15 protein-coding genes and 1 pseudogene are annotated in these 19642 nt (G+C 69.0%); 7 read left to right on the forward strand and 9 right to left on the reverse strand.

The features are described 5' to 3' along the window. Nucleotides 1-105: 105 nt before the first annotated feature. The 4 genes and pseudogenes from ACZ6DL_RS36870 to ACZ6DL_RS36885 all read left to right on the forward strand — a co-directional run. A pseudogene (locus ACZ6DL_RS36870) lies at nucleotides 106-525 on the forward strand (tyrosine--tRNA ligase); the annotation flags it as partial. Between the two features lie 332 nt (nucleotides 526-857). Further along, complete coding sequence (locus ACZ6DL_RS36875; protein ID WP_040866126.1) at nucleotides 858-2060, forward strand: argininosuccinate synthase; 1203 nt, start codon at nucleotides 858-860, stop codon at nucleotides 2058-2060. Between the two features lie 521 nt (nucleotides 2061-2581). Then, the gene (gene argH, locus ACZ6DL_RS36880; protein WP_466058236.1) at nucleotides 2582-3997 is read left to right on the forward strand and encodes an argininosuccinate lyase; all 1416 of its coding nucleotides are present in this window, start codon (nucleotides 2582-2584) and stop codon (nucleotides 3995-3997) included. Between the two features lie 48 nt (nucleotides 3998-4045). Next, complete coding sequence (locus ACZ6DL_RS36885) at nucleotides 4046-4213, forward strand: hypothetical protein (protein WP_466058238.1); 168 nt, start codon at nucleotides 4046-4048, stop codon at nucleotides 4211-4213. 171 nt (nucleotides 4214-4384) lie between these two features. Here the strand turns inward: ACZ6DL_RS36885 and ACZ6DL_RS36890 are convergent, their stop codons facing one another. Beyond that, nucleotides 4385-5647 (reverse strand): cytochrome P450 family protein, encoded by a 1263-nt coding sequence (locus ACZ6DL_RS36890; RefSeq protein ID WP_466058239.1) that lies wholly within the window; start codon nucleotides 5645-5647, stop codon nucleotides 4385-4387. A gap of 123 nt (nucleotides 5648-5770) precedes the next feature. Here ACZ6DL_RS36890 and ACZ6DL_RS36895 point away from each other — a divergent pair, with 123 nt between their 5' ends. Next, nucleotides 5771-6094, forward strand: a complete 324-nt coding sequence (locus ACZ6DL_RS36895; RefSeq protein WP_040866129.1) for a DMT family transporter — start codon at nucleotides 5771-5773, stop codon at nucleotides 6092-6094. 133 nt (nucleotides 6095-6227) lie between these two features. On the opposite strand, the gene ilvA is transcribed toward ACZ6DL_RS36895, so the two are convergent. The 6 genes from ilvA to ACZ6DL_RS36925 form a co-directional block, all read right to left on the reverse strand. Continuing rightward, a complete protein-coding gene (gene ilvA / locus ACZ6DL_RS36900; RefSeq protein ID WP_466058241.1) occupies nucleotides 6228-7448 on the reverse strand; it encodes a threonine ammonia-lyase in 1221 nt (406 codons plus the stop codon). 281 nt (nucleotides 7449-7729) lie between these two features. Next, nucleotides 7730-8080, reverse strand: coding sequence for a hypothetical protein (locus ACZ6DL_RS36905; protein WP_466058242.1), 351 nt, complete (start codon nucleotides 8078-8080; stop codon nucleotides 7730-7732). A 294-nt stretch (nucleotides 8081-8374) separates the two neighbouring features. Then, entirely contained in the window at nucleotides 8375-8950 is a 576-nt protein-coding gene (gene idi / locus ACZ6DL_RS36910; protein ID WP_466058244.1) for an isopentenyl-diphosphate Delta-isomerase, read from the reverse strand. Then, nucleotides 8947-9819: a geranyl diphosphate 2-C-methyltransferase gene (locus ACZ6DL_RS36915; protein ID WP_466058246.1), complete on the reverse strand. Its 873-nt coding sequence runs from the start codon at nucleotides 9817-9819 to the stop codon at nucleotides 8947-8949. Before ACZ6DL_RS36915 ends, idi begins: the two co-directional genes overlap by 4 nt. 41 nt (nucleotides 9820-9860) lie before the next feature. Next, the gene (locus tag ACZ6DL_RS36920) at nucleotides 9861-11381 is read right to left on the reverse strand and encodes a family 2 encapsulin nanocompartment cargo protein terpene cyclase (protein ID WP_466058248.1); all 1521 of its coding nucleotides are present in this window, start codon (nucleotides 11379-11381) and stop codon (nucleotides 9861-9863) included. A 14-nt stretch (nucleotides 11382-11395) separates the two neighbouring features. Further along, complete coding sequence (locus ACZ6DL_RS36925; RefSeq protein WP_466058250.1) at nucleotides 11396-12802, reverse strand: family 2B encapsulin nanocompartment shell protein; 1407 nt, start codon at nucleotides 12800-12802, stop codon at nucleotides 11396-11398. 803 nt (nucleotides 12803-13605) lie between these two features. Here ACZ6DL_RS36925 and ACZ6DL_RS36930 point away from each other — a divergent pair. Beyond that, on the forward strand, nucleotides 13606-16557 hold the full coding sequence (locus ACZ6DL_RS36930; protein WP_466058252.1) for an acyl-CoA synthetase: 2952 nt from the start codon (nucleotides 13606-13608) through the stop codon (nucleotides 16555-16557). A 56-nt stretch (nucleotides 16558-16613) separates the two neighbouring features. Next, nucleotides 16614-17213, forward strand: a complete 600-nt coding sequence (locus tag ACZ6DL_RS36935; protein ID WP_466058253.1) for a class I SAM-dependent methyltransferase — start codon at nucleotides 16614-16616, stop codon at nucleotides 17211-17213. Here the strand turns inward: ACZ6DL_RS36935 and rffA are convergent. Then, the gene (rffA, locus tag ACZ6DL_RS36940) at nucleotides 17203-18342 is read right to left on the reverse strand and encodes a dTDP-4-amino-4,6-dideoxygalactose transaminase (protein WP_466058255.1); all 1140 of its coding nucleotides are present in this window, start codon (nucleotides 18340-18342) and stop codon (nucleotides 17203-17205) included. The genes ACZ6DL_RS36935 and rffA overlap by 11 nt on opposite strands. Further along, nucleotides 18332-19432 (reverse strand): glycosyltransferase, encoded by a 1101-nt coding sequence (locus ACZ6DL_RS36945; protein ID WP_083863363.1) that lies wholly within the window; start codon nucleotides 19430-19432, stop codon nucleotides 18332-18334. Before ACZ6DL_RS36945 ends, rffA begins: the two co-directional genes overlap by 11 nt. Nucleotides 19433-19642 lie beyond the last annotated feature (210 nt).

Here is a 19642-nt window from a genome sequence, read left to right on the forward strand (position 1 = left end):
GCGACAGCAACCTCAGGAGTCAAGCCACCCGGTCCGCTACGGCACGCTACGGGCAGCTACCCCGACGACGAACCGCTGGCAGACATATAAGTCGGCAACCTCACCGCCGGCGCGGACCTCACTCACCGCGTCGAAGGCATAAGCCTGCACGTCTTGGCCACGCCGCTGATCACCAAGGCCGACGGCACCAAGTTCGGCAAGACCGAAGGCGGTGCGATCTGGCTCGACCCGGAGATGACCTCGCCACATGCCTTCTACCAGTTCTGGCTCAACGCCGAGGACGCCAAGGTCGCGGACTATCTCAAGATCTTCACCTTCCGCAGCCGGGACGAGATCGCGGCGTTCGAGGCAGCTGCACGGGATCGGCCCGCTCAACGGGAGGCCCAGCGCGCGCTCGCCGAGGATGTCACCGCCCTGGTCCACGGTGAGGAAACGATGCAGCGGGTGCGTGCGGCCAGACAGGCGCTGTGCGGCAGCGGCGACCTACCCGCACCATCGAACTCCGTACTTGGTTTGCCGGGTTGACCTCGGTGCGGCCCAGTGAGATGGAAGACAGTCCGGCCATCGTTGAGCGGTGCGTATGGAGGATGACGGTGATTTCGATCCAGCTCACCTGCCCGTCTAACTGAAGGTCCCGCGGCTTTGATCGGACCGGCCGGCAAGGTCATCAGTTCGGTGTGGTCCAGAACGCCGGCCCCCAATTGTGAATGGGCTTGCATCGTCGTGCATAATCATTTGCAGAACGACGCGGGCCCGCCGAGGCTGGTCTCGAGGCGTCGGGGCCGGGCCGTTCCCAACGCTCGGACACCCGCCATACTGCTGATACACCCACCGAACCATCGAGGAGCACACAGAACATGTCCGAGCGCGTCGTACTCGCCTACTCCGGTGGGCTGGACACCTCCGTCGCGATCAGCTGGATCGGCAAGGAGACCGGCGCCGAAGTGGTGGCCGTGGCCATCGACCTCGGCCAGGGCGGCGAGGACATGAACGTGGTGCGCCAGCGCGCCCTGGATTGCGGCGCCGTCGAGGCGATCGTGATCGACGCCCGCGACGAGTTCGCCGAGCAGTACTGCCTGCCCACCATCCAGGCCAACGCGCTGTACATGGGCCAGTACCCGCTGGTGTCGGCGATCAGCCGCCCGCTCATCGTCAAGCACCTGGTCGAAGCCGCGAAGTTCCACGGCGCGAGCACCGTCGCGCACGGCTGCACCGGCAAGGGCAACGACCAGGTCCGTTTCGAGGTCGGCATCGGCGCGCTCGCGCCCGACCTCAACGTGATCGCCCCCGTCCGCGACTACGCGTGGACCCGGGAGAAGGCCATCGCCTTCGCCGAGGAGAACTCGCTGCCGATCAACGTCACCAAGAAGTCGCCGTTCTCCATCGACCAGAACGTCTGGGGCCGTGCGGTCGAGACCGGGTTCCTCGAGGACCTGTGGAACGCCCCGACCAAGGACGTCTACGACTACACCTCCGACCCCACCGTCAACTTCGAGGCCCCGGACGAACTGATCGTCACCTTCGACAAGGGCGTGCCGGTGGCCATCGACGGCCGCCAGGTGAGCGTGCTGGAGGCGATCGTCGAACTGAACAAGCGTGCGGGCCGCCAGGGCGTGGGCCGGCTGGACATGGTCGAGGACCGCCTGGTCGGCATCAAGAGCCGCGAGATCTACGAGGCGCCCGGCGCCCTCGCACTGATCACGGCGCACCAGGCGCTCGAGCACGTCACCATCGAGCGCGAGCTGGGCCGCTACAAGCGCCAGGTCGAGCAGCGCTGGGGCGAGCTGGCCTACGACGGCCTGTGGTTCTCTCCGCTCAAGCGGGCGCTGGACGCCTTCATCGGCGACACCCAGCAGCACGTGTCCGGCGATATCCGGATGGTCCTGCACGGCGGCTCCGCCGTGGTCAACGGCCGCCGCTCGGAGCAGTCGCTCTACGACTTCAACCTGGCCACCTACGACGAGGGCGACACGTTCGACCAGTCGCTGGCCAAGGGCTTCGTGCAGATCCACGGCCTGTCCTCCAAGGTCGCCGCCCGCCGCGACCTCAACCAGAAGTAGGCACCGGGCGTGCCGGTGCCCTGACACGCACCGGCACGCCGACGGCCTGCGCCCGCTGCCTCGAGATGGCATAGGTCTGCGCGATATCGCTCATACCAGCGACTCGCCGACCCCGGAGACCTCGGTCTCCGCGATCAGCGCGGTGCAGCCCGGGCGCGAGGTCGTGGCTCGGCGGCAGTCTTCGGCGTGTGCGTGAACAGGGAGCAGTGCTACCCCTGTCAGAAGCTACCCGTAGGGGCGCAAGCGCCCTTTTTCGAGCGCCGGGCCGCTCTACTCGGTAGGTGACGTCGGAGAAAATCCCTACCGGGAGTGCGTTCACCGTCGAGTATTCCGCGGTGGACGGACCGGCAGGGCGACCCCCGCCGTGGACGCACGACCACGACCGCGACAATTGATCTCGCAGGGACACGGGTAACTCACCGGGTACGCCCAGAACCCGAGCGACATCTGACGCAGGACCTGAACACAACCCACCGGTCACCCGACTGGTACGGCCTGAAAACTCGGAGAGGCGGACGAGCATGAGTGGCGGCACGAACCAAGGCGCGCTGTGGGGCGGGCGATTCGCCTCCGGCCCGGCCGAGGCCATGGCCGCGCTGAGCAAGTCGACGCATTTCGACTGGGCGCTGGCCCCCTACGACATCCGAGCCTCGAAAGCGCACGCGCGGGTACTGCACAAAGCGGGCCTGCTGTCGGACACCGATCTGTCCGGCATGCTGGACGGGCTCGACCGCCTCGCGGCGGACGTGGCCTCCGGCGCGTTCGGCCCCGTCGAGTCGGACGAGGACGTGCACGGCGCGCTGGAACGCGGCCTCATCGAGCGGGTCGGCGCGGAACTCGGCGGGCGTCTGCGGGCGGGACGATCCCGCAACGACCAGGTGGCCACGCTGTTTCGGATGTGGCTGCGCGACGGTGCGCGCCGGGTGGCCGCGGGCGTGCTCGCGGTGATCGACGCACTGGTCGAGCAGGCCGCCGCGCACCCGGACGCGGTGATGCCGGGCAAGACGCACTTGCAGGCGGCGCAGCCGGTGCTGCTGGCCCACCATCTGCTCGCGCACGCCCATCCGCTGCTGCGCGACCTCGACCGGCTGCGCGACTTCGACCGCCGGGCGGCGGTGTCGCCCTACGGTTCCGGCGCGCTCGCGGGTTCCTCGCTCGGACTCGACCCGGAGGCGATCGCCGCGGAACTGGATTTCGACGCGTCGGCCGCCAACTCCATCGACGCCACCTCGGCGCGGGACTTCGCCGCCGAGGCCGCGTTCGTGCTGGCCATGATCGGCGTCGACCTGAGCCGGATGGCCGAAGAGGTGATCATCTGGAGCACCCCGGAGTTCGGCTACGTCACGCTGGCCGACGCCTGGTCGACCGGCTCATCGATCATGCCGCAGAAGAAGAATCCGGACGTCTCCGAGCTGACCCGCGGCAAGGCGGGCAGGTTGATCGGCAACCTCACCGGTCTGCTGGCCACCCTCAAGGCGCAGCCGCTGGCCTACAACCGCGACCTGCAGGAAGACAAAGAACCCCTCTTCGACTCGGTCGCGCAACTGGAACTGCTGTTGCCGGCCATCGCGGGCCTGGTCTCGACGCTCACCTTCCACACCGACCGCATGGCCGAACTCGCACCCGCCGGCTTCACCCTGGCCACCGATATCGCCGAATGGCTCGTGCGCCAAGGCGTTCCGTTCCGAGTCGCGCACGAGGCGGCGGGCGCGTGCGTGCGCGCCGCCGAGTCCCGCGGCGTCGGCCTCGACGAGCTCACCGACGAGGAGTTCGCCGCCGTCGACCCGGCGCTGACCGGGAAGGTGCGCGAGGTGCTCACCGTGCAGGGGTCCATCGCGTCCCGCGACGCCCGGGGCGGCACAGCCGGTGTTCAGGTCGCGGCGCAGCTCGCCGAGGTGCGTGCGGCGGCGGCCGCGGCGCGGGACTGGCTGGGCTGACGCCGGTCGGGTTGGGCTGTCGTCGGTCGGGCTGGGCTGACTCCGGATTTGGAGCAGTTTCCCGCCGTCGGCCCGGCACCGGCCAGAGGGGTGCGTGAGGTGCTCATCGCGCAGGAGATTTATCGCATCTCGCAACGCACGGCCGGTGTTCAGGTCGCGGCGCAACTCGCCGAGGTGCGTGCGGCGGTGCCCGCGGCGCGGGACTTCCAGCCTTGACGCCGGTCGCGCCGGACCGGTCCGGGTCGTCTCGGACCGGTGCCAGTCGGGTTGGACCGGGTCTGGTTGGACCGGTGCGGGTCTGGTTAACCGGTGCGGGTCTGGTTGGACCGGCGCAGGCTTGGCCGGACCGGCGCGGGCCCGGCCGGTCGGGAATCGCTGTCGGCGAACCTACCCGGCGACAGTGATATCGGCGCCGCTGAACAGCAGGTCGCTGCGCCGCTGGGCACCACTGGAATCCGGCAGCAGGTCGGCCTCTGGAACCAGCTCGCGCAACTGCCGCAGAAATACTTCGACGGCCAGCGTCGCCATGCTCTTGCCGGGGCACACGTGTCTGCCGAAGCCGAAGGTCAACGGCAACTTGCCGGTCCCGTCCAGGGCCAGGCAGTCGGGGAAGGCCTCCGGGTCACGGTTGGCCGCGGCGAACAGCACGAGCACCGGTCCCGCGGGCAACCGCGTGCCGCTGGACAGCACGACCGGTGTCCTGGCCTGACGTTTCCACGCCACCAACCCGGGATCCAGTTGCAGGATCTTCGCCGCCACCCGGGTGCCGCCGTCCGGCTCGGCGAGCAGGTCCCACCACGCGCGGTCCGGATCGCCGAGCAACCGCTGGACGCCTTGCTGGATGCTGCCGCTGACCGTGTGCACTCCCGCGGCGAGCGAATTCGCCATGGCGGACACCGCGATCCGATGGGAGAGCCCGGCGTCGCGCAGCCTGCGGGCGAACCCGGTCGCCTCGCTGCCCCGGCCCTCCCGCACCGCCGCGCCGCTCACCGTGAACAACCAGCCGAGCGCGCTCACCGCGTCGGCCAGTTCGCGTCCGCGCATCACCCGGCCGAGCAGTCCCGATTGCGCTCCGCTCCAGGCGGCCACCTGCGGCCAGTCCGCGGCGGGCAGGCCGACCGCCGCACCGACGGTCCGGGCCGCGTAGCCGATCGATAGCGCGGTCACGTCCAACGGAGCCCCGGTGCGGAACCCCGTATCGCGCACAGCCTCGTGGAAGTACTCGGCCATCGCCGCGGCACGGGCGGGACGATCGGCCGGGGAGATGGTGAAGTGTCCCGACGGTCCGGCCATGGTGTTCCACACGCGCTTGTGCAACCGGTCGTCGGCCAGGTTGGCGGTCGCCTTCGCGGGCGGCGGGATCAGGTGCCGGACGAACGGCGGGATGGCTCGCGGTGTCGCGGCGATCCGCGCGTAACCCACGAGCGGGTCCAGCGAATTCGCGTTGGAGATGCCCGGCGTGGCCGCCTCCAGCACCTCGCGCACGTCGGCGTACTTCCAGATCATCCGCAGCCCGGACCGGTGCGCATAGCTCGGCTCGGGCCACTCGTGCAATCGCCGATACCGTTGGTCGCGCTCGGCGTACGGCAACTCGTTGCACGTCACCTCATCGAACGGAAAACCGGTTACCGCAACGCCCGAGCTACGCATCGGCCGATCGTATCGACGCGCGGTCCACGGCGACCGGGCCGGGAATCCCCGGGGCTGGGGAGCGGCTGCGCCGGTGGCCGAGGGCGGCTGTGCCTGCCGTGTAACTCTGACTACGCTGCGAAAATGACCTTGCTCCTGCTCGCCTTGGCCATCGCTTCCGAGGTGACCGCGACCGTTTCGCTGAAACTATCCGACGGATTCGCCAAGCTCGTCCCCTCGATCGTGGTGGTCGTCGGCTATTGCGCCGCGTTCTTCTTCCTGGCCCAGGCGTTGAAGCGGGGCATGCCGATCGGCGTGGCCTACGGCATCTGGTCGGCGGTCGGTGTCGCCGCGATCGCCCTGATCGGCGTGCTGTTCCTGGAGGAGCGGCTCACCCTCGTGCAACTCGGCGGCATCGCACTGGTGATACTCGGCGTACTGGCCTTGGAACTCGGGGGAGCGCACTGACTCCCTCGCGACGCGCACCGATGGCACATGGCTGCGGCATTTGGCGAGTAAATCCCTCGGCGATGTGCCACTCGATGGCGGCCGGCGTGCGTGGGCAATCAACGTGCCCCGTCGCCCTGCGGGTGGCACGCGGTCAATCCGATACGCGGACCGCGTATCCGGCGTTCGCGAGGGCGGTGAGTACGTCGTCGCGATGGTCGCAACCGCGTGTTTCCAGCGTGAGCGCTACCTCGACTTCGTCCACCGCCAGCCAGGTCCCGGTGCGCGAATGCGCCACGTCGACCACGCTGGCGCTGGTCTTGCCGATCACCGCGAGCAGTGCCCCCAGCGCACCCGGGCGATCGGAAATCGTCACGCGCACCGCGAGGTAGCGGCCTGCCGCGCTCAGCCCGTGCCCGATCACCCTGGTCAGCAGCAACGGGTCGATGTTGCCGCCGGACAGGATCGCGCAGACCGGCCCACGCAGGCCGAGTTCCTCCGGGGTGCGACTCATCAGGGCGGCGACCGCCGCGGCGCCCGCGGGCTCGACGATCAGCTTCGCGCGCTCCAGACACAGCAGCAACGCCTGCGACAGGGCTTCCTCGTCTACCGTCACAATGCTCGAAACATGCTGCGCCACATGGGATAACGGCACCACGCCCGGCCGGCCGACCGCGATGCCGTCGGCCATCGTCGCCATCCGCTCCACCCGGACCGGACGCCCCGCCGCCAGCGAGTCCGGCCAGGCGGCCGCTTCCGCCGCCTGCACCCCGATGACGCGCACGTCCGGCGCGAGATGTCGCAGCGCGACCGCGACGCCGGCCAAGAGCCCACCGCCGCCGGTGGGTACGAGGACGGTCCCCACCTCCGGCAACTGCTCCGCGATCTCCGTGCCGACGGTGGCCTGACCGGCCACGATGTCGGGATGGTCGAACGGGTGGATGAGCGTCGCGCCGGACCGGTCGGCGAACTCCAGCGCGGCGTCCAGTGACTCGTCGATGGTCTCGCCGACTTGGCGGACCTGCGCCCCGTACGCCTTGGTGGCCATCAGTTTCGGCAGCGACGCCCCGATCGGCATGAACACCGTCGACGTGAGGCCGAGCGCCGCCGCCGACCACGCGACCCCTTGCGCATGGTTACCCGCGCTCGCGGCCACGACGCCGCGTTCCCGTGCCTCCTGCGGCAGGTTCGCGATCCGGTTGTAGGCGCCACGCGGCTTGAACGAACCGGTGCGCTGCAAGTTCTCACACTTCAGCCACACCTGGGTACCCGTACGTTCGGACAGCACCCGCGAGGCCAGCAGCGGTGTGCGCCGGATCACCGGGGCGAGCAGCCGTGCGGCCGCCTCGATCCGGGACATATCGACCGACTTCATACCGTCATGCTGCCATCCGGCAGGCGGGCCCGGAGGCAACCGCTCACGCGATCGCAGGCGCTCGCCCGGACGTGCGGGAGCGTCAACTAGTGCCGGGAAGCCGCGGGGGCGAACCAGTCGACGCGCGATGTCTCGGGTGGCGCGGCAAGACTTCTGTGCGCGGCTGCTCGCCGGATTCGGAGTGCCGGTAAGTGGACGACCGTCTACGCGAGCCGGGGCGAGAGTCCGCCACACCGCCCCGCCGCACACCGGCCTCTGCGAGCATGCGGTGCTCGAACGGGTCAGGCAGCCACCGCGATGGCGAGCTTGCGCAACTCGGTGTCCGGGTCGGCCACGTCGACCACGAGCCGTGTGACATCAGCGCCCGCCAAGTCGATACGGATGGCATGCCCGTCGAAGCGCGTGTCCCAGAATTCTTTGCGGCCCTTGCCGCGGAATGTCCCGGCCGCGATCACGCCGGGGAAGAAGGTGCCGGGCGTGCGCACCCACGGCGGGCGGCGGTCGACCCCGGCCACGCCGAGCGCGGTGATGTCGGACAGGTCGAAGGTCAGCTGGTCGCGCAGCGCCAGCAGTTGATGGGTACCGAGTACGTGCACTGTCACCGTCGTTCCGGTGACTTCGAATTCCACCATCACGCACCTCACTTCACCGAGAACTCCTACAACGTCAACGATGCCGAACGGTCCTGGCCGCAGCCTGTGCCGTTCCTTTGAGTTCTCTCAGTTTCCCTCCATGGTGTTACAGAAATATGCGCATCTATGGATGTGCCCAGGTCCGCCAGGCAGGGCGAGAGGGGGGACGCGACCTGCAACACAGCCGGGAAGGGAGGCCCTCCCGAACTCCAAAGGCGGGGCGAGGCAGCCGCGCGGCCGCAGTCGATGATGCGCTCGGCTGCCTCGGACCAGAAAAATGCTGAACGCCGACGATCAGGGGGCTGAGATTCTTCCGGCCTGCGCGTGCTCCGCGACGTCGAGGACACCGGCCAGCCACGGCGTGTAGGCGTCCGGATTGTCGGCCAGCGCGTCCCGTAGGGCGTCCGGGTGGATCCAAGCGAAATCGGCGACCTCGGCCGGGTCCGGGCGCGGCGCGCCGATGTCCAGCCGTCCGATCAGGACGTGGTCCCATTCGGACTCGACGCGCCCGGTGCGAAGGTCTGCCGCGTGGTAGCGGTAGATCCCCGCCTCGGTGAGCGCGATGGTCAGGCCCATTTCCTCCGCCAGCCGCAGGCCCGCCGCGGTGGCGACCGGTTCACCCGGTGCGGGGTGGCCGCAGCAGGTGTTGGCCCACAGCGACGGGAACCTGGTCTTCACCGCCGCGCGCTGCTGCAACAGCACGCGGCCCGCCGAGTCGAACAGCAACACGGAGAACGCGCGGTGCAGCCGTCCCGGGGCCAGGTGGGCCTCCGCCACCGAGCACGCGCCGACCGCGCGGCCCACGTCGTCGACGAGTTCGACGGGCAGGGCCTCGCGGTCGGTGTGCGGCTGGGCGAGGGCGTCGGTCACCTCCCCACCTTATCGGCGGCTATGAGCAGGTACTGGAAGCTGCCCTCCCGATAAGCGGTCAGGAACGGCTTCTCGACACCCGTGGCGAGCTCGGATTTCGTGCGCAGCTCCCAGTACGGGATGGTCGCCGCGGTGAGGTCGGTCACGGCTATGGGCACCAAGTTGTTCTCGGCCATGGCGCGGAAGTACTCGCTGCGCGGATGGATCATGCAGCCGTAGTGCGCGTCGATCCAGCTCACCGAGGACGATCGGCCACCGGTCACATCGTTGGAGCAGCCGGTGATGCACACGTAGCGCCCGCCCGGCTCCAGCAGCCGGGAGAACTCGCGGAACAGATCGAACAGGTCCACGTACATGGTGGTCTCGTTGGTCCAGATGCCGCGCACGGAACCGGACTCGAAGCCGGTGTCCAGCATGTTGCGGAAGTGGAACCTCACCTTGTCCGCGACGCCGCGATGCACGGCCTGGTCGTTGGCGAAGCCCACCTGATACTCGGAGATGGTCACGCCGTCGACCTGACAGCCGAAGCGCTGATTGGCCATGAAGCTGGTGCCGCCGCGGCCGGAGCCGCCGTCCATCAGCCGGTCGCCGGGCCGGACGTCGCCGAGATGGTCGAGCAGGAAATCGGCCTGTGCGGTCTCCAGTCGATGCAGTTCGGTGACGAGACGTTCCTCGCGGGTGTCCTCGGGACCGGTCAGCACCGACAGGTCCGGGTCGCCGATGCCGTAGTGATGGTGGTAGAGCCCGTCGACCTCACCGAGTTTGGTGTTGACCCGGTCGTCGTTCGGGTTGTTGTTCCAGTACGCGGCGACGGACTTCTGGTAGCTGGTACGCAGAACGGTCCCGGTCTCCGGGTTGAGCATGGTCATGCGCGATCATCCTCTCTCGGTGCGGTACTGCTTCATTGCTTTCACTGCGGGTCGCGATAGCGTTTGCTGTCGGCGTGCCAGGCGCGGTTTCCTCCCATCCACGCCCACAGGCCGGTGAGGAAGCGGCGTAGTTCCGCCGACCCCGCCGCGGCCAACGGCGCCGCCTCCCGTTCGAACCGGTGCACCAGCTCGTCGTGCACCTCGGCGGTGCGCAGCACGGCCTCGCGGCGCGAGCAGCGCTCCTCGGCGGCGAGGACGGTCGGCAGATTGAACTCCCTGCCGTTGGAGAGGTCCTCGCGAGCCATCGAGTACAGGTCGTTGACCATCTGGCTGGCCAGCGCCGCCGTGGTGACCACGCGGCGCACCGCGGGGGCGGTGTACTCCGCGGCCTGCAGCTCGTAGCCGCCGACCACGTCGGTCGGCGCCATGCACGGCAGGAAGCTGTGCGGTTGCCGGTTGGTGAGGTACTCCCATACCGGCGGCATCCGCCCGGCCGCGCGCCAGCCCGCTTCCGCACCGAGCGCGATGAACCAGCCCGCGATCTCGGTGCGCAACCGGGCCAGCTGCGCCGGGCGCGCGTAGCGAGCCATATGGTCGAAGGACGTGCGAAACGCGCGCAGGATCGGGTCTGCCTCGAGCGCTGCCTCGAGTTCGGCGACGTAACGCGCGGGAAGGTGGACCGGATCCATGGCCGCGGCGGCCAATTCGAGCCGGGGACCCAACTCCGCCTCGGCTCTGGAGGGGGTGCCGTCCGGAGCCCGGTCGTCGGCATCCTCCTCGCAGTAGTAATCGTCCACCGACCATTCCGAGACCGCGCACTTCGCCGCCGCCAGCAGGCGGTCGGCGTCGTCGCAGTCCGGGTGGGCGAGCATGATCAGCCGGCCGAAATCGGCGTCCCGCAGTTCGTCCAGCCGGCCCTCGTACAGCCCGATCTCTCCGGCCCAGTCCACGATCCCGTTGTTGACCGCCTCTGCGAGCGCCGGATCGTCCCGCAGCGGCGGCGGGCAGTACAGCGGCGGAATCGGATCCGGGCGGTCCCGGTCCACCGTCGCGGTGCCCGGGCCGCTCGGCCCCCGCGGAACAAGTGCGGGACCGCGAGCGGAGTCCGACCCGGTTCGCGGGGCGGGCGCCGCATGCGTGGCCGTGCGTGGCGTTGCGGCGATGCCATGTCGTCCGAGGAACGCCGACGCGGTGCCGAGCCCGGTAGGGCGGGCCGGAATGCGTGGCGCGGTCGGCACCGGTGTCCGTCCCGCTACCGGCGCTACCCCTACTCCGTCGGTGGCGGCCGCCGGGGCAGCGGCCGGTGTGACGGCGGGCGTCGTGGCACGGTCCGGGCTGCCCGGAAGCAGCAGCGCGGCGGCACCCAGGCCGGACGGGCCGAGCAGCCCGCGAGGCGTCACACCCGACGGTCCATCCGAAGCCGAAATATTCTTCGGCTCAGTTGCTTTCGGTGAGAAGAGCTCGGACGGAGCCGTCGTCCGGGTGTTGGTGAGTAGCGCGACGACCGTGGCGGCCACCTCATCGGTGGCATGCGCCGCCGCGGCGCGGGAGAGCACCGACATGCCCATCACCCCGGTCAGTCGGCCTGCCGGGCGACCAGGACGTTGCCGAGCACGCCGAGGGCATCCGGTACCAGGACGGCGGCCGAGTAATAGCAGCTGACCAGGTAGGAGATGATCGACTGGTCATCGATGCCCTTGAAGCGCACGTTGAGGCTCGGCTCGTATTCGTCCGGAATCCCGGTCTGGTGCAGGCCGATGACGCCCTGGTCCTTCTCGCCGGTGCGCATGGCCAGTATCGAAGTGGTCTGGGTGTCGCTGATCGGGATCTTGCCGCAGGGGAAGATCGGTACGCCCCGCCATGCGGGAACGCGGTGCCCGTCCACCTCGACCGGGTCGGGGTAGAGCCCCCGCTTGGTGCATTCGCGTCCGAACGCGGCGATCGCCTTCGGATGGGCCAGGAACAATTTCGTGCTGCGCCGCATGCTGAGCAGTTCGTCCATGTCGTCCGGGGTGGGCGCGCCGGACTCGGCGTAGATGCGCTGTTTCAGGTCGCAGTTGTGCAGCAGGCCGAAGTCGGGGTTGTTGACCAGGTCGTATTCGCGCCGTTCGTAGAGCGCTTCGATGGTCAGGCGCAGCTGCTGCTCGACCTGGTTCATCGGGTCGTTGAACAGGTCGGCGACGCGGGTGTGCACTCGCAGCACGCTCTGCGCGAGGCTGAGTTCGTACTGGCGCGGGGAGGCGTCGTAGTCGACGAACGTGCCTTCCAGCAGCGGCTCGCCGGAGTGACCCGAGGCGACCTCGATGTCCGCCTCGCCTTTGTGGTTCTGCGGACGCGTGGGCGCGGAGGCGACGCGGGAGAGTTGCTCGCGCAGTGCCGGAGCGCTGTCGATGAACTCGGTCAGCGATCGCCGCGGAAGGACCAGCATGGTCGTCGGCGTGACCGTCTTGATCGTTACCGGCCAGATCGCCGATGGCTCGGTGAGTATCGTATCGCCGAAGAAGTCGCCGCCACCCAGGATTCCGAGCTTCGTCTGCTCGCCGTACTCACCCGACCCGATCTTGCTCAATTTGCCGTGCACGATCAGCAGAACCTGATCCATCGGATTTCCGAATTCCGCTACTACAGTGCCCGGTTCGAGATCGCGCTGTTCGAAACGGTCTGCGAGGCCGCGCAACACGTCCTCGTCGTCGAAGCCGCGCAGTGCCGGAAGCTCTTGCAATTCGAGGGGAATGACCCGAGCCGTGGACCCGTCGATGACGAATTCCACCTCACCATTGCCCACCGTGTGGGTCAGGCGGCGGTTCACGCGGTACACCCCGCCGTTGACCTGCGTCCATGGCAGCGCGCGCGTGAGCCACCGCGAGCTGATGCCCTGCATCTGCGGTTCGGATTTGGTGGTGTGCGCGAGCAGGCCGGCCGTGCTGGTACTCAGGCTCTTGCGCACGTTGTTTTCCGTTTGGACTGGCATTTCTATGGTCATGCGTGGTCCTCACCTCGAGACGGCCACCGAGACATGGTGACGGGTTTTGGGGCAGGGGAAATCGAGAAGTCGTCGATAGTTCAGAGTCGCCGGGTGTTCACATCAAACAGCAGCGGGCATGCCCGCGGAGAGCTCATCGAACGAAATTGCCTACGCGCCACGGCGTTCCAGACGTGTTCGATGGTAGACGCCGAAAGCGGCTGTGCACAGGAAAATTTCGAAGATCGTCCCGCCGGACCGCGGATGGTTACGACACGCGGTCGATTCCGGTAACGGCGGGTGGCGTTGCGGACCGGTCACCGCAATTGCGTTCTAGTAGCGAAGAATTAGCTGTCTTGCGGCGTGACGACTGGCCTCCCCGACAGGGCGCTCGTCCCACGCTCATCCCGATCGGTCCGAGAGCCGGGGCGATCCGTCGGTGCCGCGCCGCTTGGTCGCCGAGGCTTCGCGCCCGGCCGCCGGAAGGCGATGAGACGTTCGGCCGAAGCCGGGCGTGTAGTGTCGCTCCTCGGTCGAGCCGGGTAGGTGATCACGTCCCGAATGGGCACCGACCCCTATTCGGTACGCGGGAGTCGGCCGAGGCGGCGCGCGCACGGTTGCGCCGGGCGGCTCGGTTCCCGGCGGCTCGAGCGTCCGCGGGGGTGTGCTCGGGGTCGAGAGGGGAATGCCGAGGGGGAGCCGACCGTGGCAACCTGGCATGCGACGTGTCACAGCGGACACATAATGGACAGGTGGTATGGGAAGCTCGTCTGAACACCTCGCGGTGTGTGATGCGGGTCACGTTCTAGGGTAGGCCAGGAGCGATGGTGAAGTTGAACGCGAATGTTGTGGTGGGCTCGGTGCAGCGGTTGATGGCGACCGCGCAGAACGGCCTGGAGGTCATCCGCTTCGGCGGGCTGACCCATGACGTCGCGTCCTCGCCGTTCGAGGTCGTGGAACGCAGACGCATGTACCGGCTGCGCCATTACTTCCCCGACGACACGACCCCGGGGCGGCCGGTGGCGCTGCTGGTGCCGCCGCTGATGGTCAACGCCGACATCTGGGATGTGAACGCCGAGGACGGCGCGGTCGGGATCCTGCACCGCGGCGGAGTCGACTGCTGGGTGGTGGACTTCGGCTCGCCCGCGAGCGAGGAGGGCGGCTGGCAGCGCGACCTCGCCGATCACGTGCTGGCCGTCAACAGCGCCATCGACACCGTCAACGAGGCCACCGGCTCCGGCGTGCACCTGATGGGTTACTCGCAGGGCGGCATGTTCGCCTACCAGACCGCCGCCTACCGGTACGGCAAGGGCGTGGACAGCATCGTGACCTTCGGCAGCCCGGTCGACATCGTCGCGGGCATGCCGTTCGGGCTGCCCTACGGCATGGTCTCCGACCTCGCCGACTTCCTGGCCGATCATGTGGTCACCCGGCTGCCGATCACCGATTCCATGGTGCGGATCGGCTTCCAGCTGCTCGACCCGGTGAAGACGGCCAAGTCCAGAATCGATTTCCTCCGGCAATTGCACGACCGTGAAGCGCTGCTGCCCAAGGAGCGCCAGCGCCGCTTCCTCAACAGCGACGGCTGGGTCGGTTACGCGGGCCCGGCCGCGGCGGATCTGCTCAAGCAGTTCGTCGCGCACAACCGGCTGATGCTCGGCGGTTTCGTCATCCGCGATCATCCGATCTCGCTGGCCGAGCTGAAATGCCCGATCCTGGCGTTCGTCGGCGAAGTCGACGACATCGGACAGCCCGCCGCGGTGCGCGGCATCGTGCGGGCCGCGCCGAACGCGGAGGTCTACGAGGCGACGCTGGTCGCGGGACACTTCGGCCTGGTGGCCGGGAGCACGGCCACCAAGCACACCTGGCCGCTGGTGCGGCAGTGGGTCGGATGGATGAACGGCGACAAGCCGCTGCCCTCCGAGATCGTGCCGATGGCCGAGCACGTGGCGAGCAATCGCCCCCGGTCGGCGGCGACCCGGGTGGTGCACACCGCCGCGTCGCTGGCGGAGGCGGGCACCGGCGTGGGCAAGGCCCTCGAGGGCATCGCGAACAACACGGTGCGCGGTTCCATCGAACTGGCAGGCGAAGCGGCGCGGGCACTGCCCCGGCTGACCCGCCTCGGCATGATCCAGCCGCACACCCGGGTATCGCTCGGCCGGTTGCTCACCGAGCAGGCGCGGCGCGCGCCGCAGCGTGACCTGTTCCTGTTCGACGACCGTGTGCACACCAACGAGGCGGTCAACCAACGCATCGACAACGTGGTGCGCGGCCTCATCTCGGTCGGCGTGCGCCCCGCCATGCGGGTCGGCGTGGTGATGGAGACCCGGCCCAGCGCGCTGGCCTCCGTCGCGGCGCTGTCGCGTCTCGGCGCGGTGGCGGTCCTGCTGGCCCCGAACGGCGAACTGAGCCGCGCGATCGAGCTGACCGGCGTGGAGACCCTGATCGCCGACCCGGAGAATCTGCGGCGGGCCGCCGAGACCGGCGCCAGGGTGCTGGTGCTCGGCGGTGGCGACACCCGGGAGCTGGCGCTGCCCACGAGCGACCGCTTGATCGACCTCGAGCAGATCGATCCGGCGCGGGTGCGGGTGCCCGCGTGGTACCGGCCCGATCCCGGCCTGGCGCGCGAGCTGGCGTTCGTGCTCGTCACCGGCACCGGTGAGCGGCTGGAGACGAAGTACATCAGCAACCACCGCTGGGCGCTGTCGGCGTTCGGCACCGCGACCACGGCCGACCTCGATCGCAAGGACACGGTGTACTGCCTTGCGCCGCTGCATCATTCGTCCGGACTGCTGGTCAGCCTCGGCGGGGCTGTCGCGGGCGGAAGCCGGATCGCGCTGGCCCGGTCGCTGGACCCGCAGCGCTTCGCCGAGGAGGTGCACCGCTACGGCGTCACCGTGGTCACCTACACCTGGACCATGCTGCGCGACATCCTCGATGCCGAGGTGTTCCCGGTCGGCCATCGCCATCCGATCCGGTTGTTCATCGGCTCCGGTATGCCCGCCGGGCTGTGGCGGCGCACCGTCGAGCAGTTCGACCCGGCCCGCGTGCTGGAGTTCTACGCCTCGATCGAGGGCGACGTGGTGCTGGCCAATGTGGCCGGAGTGAAGCGCGGGTGCAAGGGCAGGCCGGTTCCCGGCACCGCGAAGGTGGAGTTGGTCGCCTACGACCCGCTCACCGAACGCATCCTGGTGGACGGATCAGGTTTCGCCAGGCGTTGCGCGGACAACGAGGTGGGCCTGCTGATCGGCAAAGCGTCCGACGGCGTCGACATCTCCGCGGGGGGCCTGCGCGGCGTCTTCACGGCGGGCGACTCCTGGATGCCGACGGAGAATCTGTTCCGCCGCGACGGCGACGGCGACTACTGGCTGGTCGACCGCACGGACACGGTGATCCACACCCGGCGCGGACCGGTCTTCGGTCAGCCGATCATCGACGTGCTCAACGACATCACCCCCGTCGACATGGAAGTCACCTACGGGCTCAATGTCGGCGACCACTGCCTCGCGGTGGCCGCGGTGAGCGTGCGCGAAGGCTTCCGCCTGGAACCGAAGGACGTCACCGAGGCGTTGCGGGCGTTGGAACCGGACCAGCGGCCCGATCTGGTCTACGTGGTGGACGACATCCCGCGCAGCCCGTCGTTCCGTCCCTCCGCCCGTGCGGTGCAGGCGGCCGAGCGGCCGGAGCCGGGGCCGGACACCTGGTGGTACAACCGCGCCTCGGACGCCTACGAGGTCCTCACCGAGGACCGAGCGAGCATCCTGTTCGGCGGCTGACGCGATTCCTGTTGCCGAAAGAGCGGATTCGCCGACCGATGGCATAGTTTGTGCCTGTGAGAACGAGCCTCATCTACCGCAACGGGACCGTCTACGAGGTCTTGATGCGCGGGTTGTACGGCAGGCACTACGCGGCTCGGTATCGCGCTATCGCGGAACTCGTCCCGGACGGTGCGAGCGTGGTCGATCTGTGCTGTGGACCCGCGACGCTCTACACCCGCTACCTGCGCCACAAGTCGGTCGACTACACCGGCCTCGATCTGAACGAACGCTTCGTCGCACGCGTGAACGAAGCGGGCGGACGGGGGCGAGTGTGGAACCTGCGTTCCGGTGACGCGTTGCCCGCGGCCGATTATGTCGTCATGCAGGCCAGCCTCTATCACTTCCTGCCCGAGCCGGGCCCCCTGCTCGATCGGATGCTCGCGGCGGCCACCGAGCGGGTGATCGTCGCCGAGCCGGTGCGCAACCTGGCCAGCAGCGCCAATCCGTTCCTCGCCACGATCGGCAAGCGGTTCACCGACGCGGGCGACGGCGAGCAGGCGCATCGCTTCACCGAGCGGACGCTGGACGAGTTCTTCACGCCGTACCGGTCGCGGGTCGCCCGGCAATCACTGATCGCGGGCGGCAGGGAGAAGCTCTACGTCCTCACACCGTGAACGCGGTGACCGCGTCCACGACGCGGGCTACCTGCGCGTCGGTCAGATCCGGCCACAGCGGCAGGCGCACGACCGTTCCGGAGAACTCGGCGCTGCGCACACACGCCCGCGGCGTGCGGCCGAGCTTGAAGCCGGCCGGGCTGGAGTCGAGCGGGATGTAGTGGAACGGCGCGGAGATGCCGTGTGCGGCGAGATGCGCGATGAGGTCGTCGCGGCGGCGCTCGGTCGGGGTCCGCAAGTAGTACAGGTGGGCGGTGTGCTCGCGATCGGCAGGCACGGACATCAGGCGCACGTCGTTGCGCAGGGCCCAATCCGGCAGGGCGGCGGCGTAGGCGTCCCATACCCGGTGCCGTCCGGCCTGAATGGTGTCGAACTCGTCCAATTGCGCGTCGAGCACGGCCGCGTTCAACTCGCTCGGCAAGTAGCTGGAGCCGATGTCCTGCCAGGAGTACTTGTCCACGGCTCCGCGCAGGAACCTGGCCCGGTCGGTGCCCTTCTCCCGGATGATCTCGGCGCGCGCCATCAGGATCTCGTCGGTGAGCAGCAGCGCGCCGCCCTCGCCGCAGTGCACGTTCTTGGTGTCGTGGAAACTGAGCGTGCCCATCGTGCCGATGGTGCCCAGTTTCCTGCCGCGCCAGCTGCCGCCGAGCCCGTGCGCGTTGTCCTCCACGACGGCGAAGCCATGCGCGCCGGCCAGGTCGAGCAGGCCGGCCATATCGGCGGCGACGCCGCCGTAGTGGATCACCACCACGGCCTTCGTCCGCTCGGTGATCAGGGCCGCCACCGACTGCGGGTCCAGGTTCCCGGTGGCCGGATCGATGTCGCCGAAAACGCAGGTCGCGCCGCGCAGCGCCATCGAGGTGGCGGTGGAGGTGAACGCGAAGCTGGGCACGATCACTTCGTCGTCGGGACCCAGCTCCAGCAGCAGGCCCGCCATTTCCAGCGCGGACGTGCAGGAGGTGGTGAGCAGGGCGTGCGGCGCGCCCGTGATCGCCTTCAGCTTCGCGGTGGCCGACGCGGTGAACTGTCCGTCGCCGTGGCTGTGATCGGAGGCGAGCACGGCCTCCAGGTTCGCTAATTCCCGGCGGGCCCGGTACGGGCGGCTGAAGATGACGCGGTCAGTGCTCAACCCGGTCGGTCCCCCTGCTGGCTGCGGTCGCGGTCGGTTCCGAAGTGTCGGCCGGACGCGGTGTCGGCGTCTCGACGGTGAGATAGAGCGGTTTGCCCACCAGGATGTGCAACGCGACGCCCAGGTACTCGGCGATGAGCCCGAGGGAGAACAGCACGGCGCCGGAGCACAGCAGCAACACCACGATGGTGGATGCCCAGCCCTCGGGCGCCCAGCCGTCGGTGGTCAGCGCTTCGAACACGACGATCGCGGCCATCACGCCACCGGCCAGCGCCAGGGTGACGCCGAGCATGCTGACCAGCCGCAGCCCGCGGGTCCCGCTGCACAGCACCATCTTCCAGAACAAGGAGAACAGGCGGCGGTAGTTGTAGCCGGATTCCTCCCTGCCCTCGGCGCGCAACGTCACCGGCGCCTGCGCGACGGCGCCGACCACCCAGGTCAGCGCGACGTCCAGGTAGACGCCGTTGGAGGCGACCTCGGCCAGCTGCCTCCCGATGTCCCCGCGGATCAGCCGGTAGCTTTCGAACCGGGTGGAATCCGGGAAGGCGAACAGCGTCGCGAGCACCAGCTTGGCTCCGCGCGAGGTCAGATTGCGCAGGAATCCGTGCGGCCTGGTGTTGGTCGGCTTGGAGTAGACCAGATCGGCTCGCTGCGCCAGGGCCGTGTCCAGGAACGTGCTGATGAAGCCGGGATCGTGCTGGCCGTCCTCGTCCATGGTGACGATCCAGTCACCGGCCGCGACGGACATTCCGGCGATCGTCGCGGCGTCCTGACCGAAATTGCGGCTGAGCCAGACGGCGCGCACCGTCGGATAGGTCCGTTGCAGTTCTTGCAGGACCACATCGGAGCGGTCGGGACCGTGGTCGTGCACCAGAATGATCTCGGTGACGGCGAACGTGGTGCCGCCGGGGGTCTCGGCGGGCCGGGTGAGATCGTGCAGCTCGGCGACCAGACCGGCGATCGTGTCCTCGCCCCGATACACCGGCACGACCACCGACACCCGGTGCGGCCGGTCCACGCCGGGCCGTGCCGGGGCGCCGTTCGTCGCGGAGGCGCCGGAACGGAGTGCGCGGGCGGAGGGAATCGGCATCAGCTGGATCGACTTTCGATGACGGTGCGTGCCGGTACTCGTCGCAGAACTGCGGAGCCCGAACCGGTGTGGACTTTAGCACGGTGCGATATCCGGCTACCGGAGCAGCTGATCATGCCCTCATCATGGTGGCGTCCACGACCCATGCCAAGCGGAGAGCCGCCCTGTAGGGTTTGGAACTCGTGACGGACAGTGCAGTGCCCGGCTCGC

This window comes from Nocardia sp. NPDC041819, assembly GCF_055590505.1.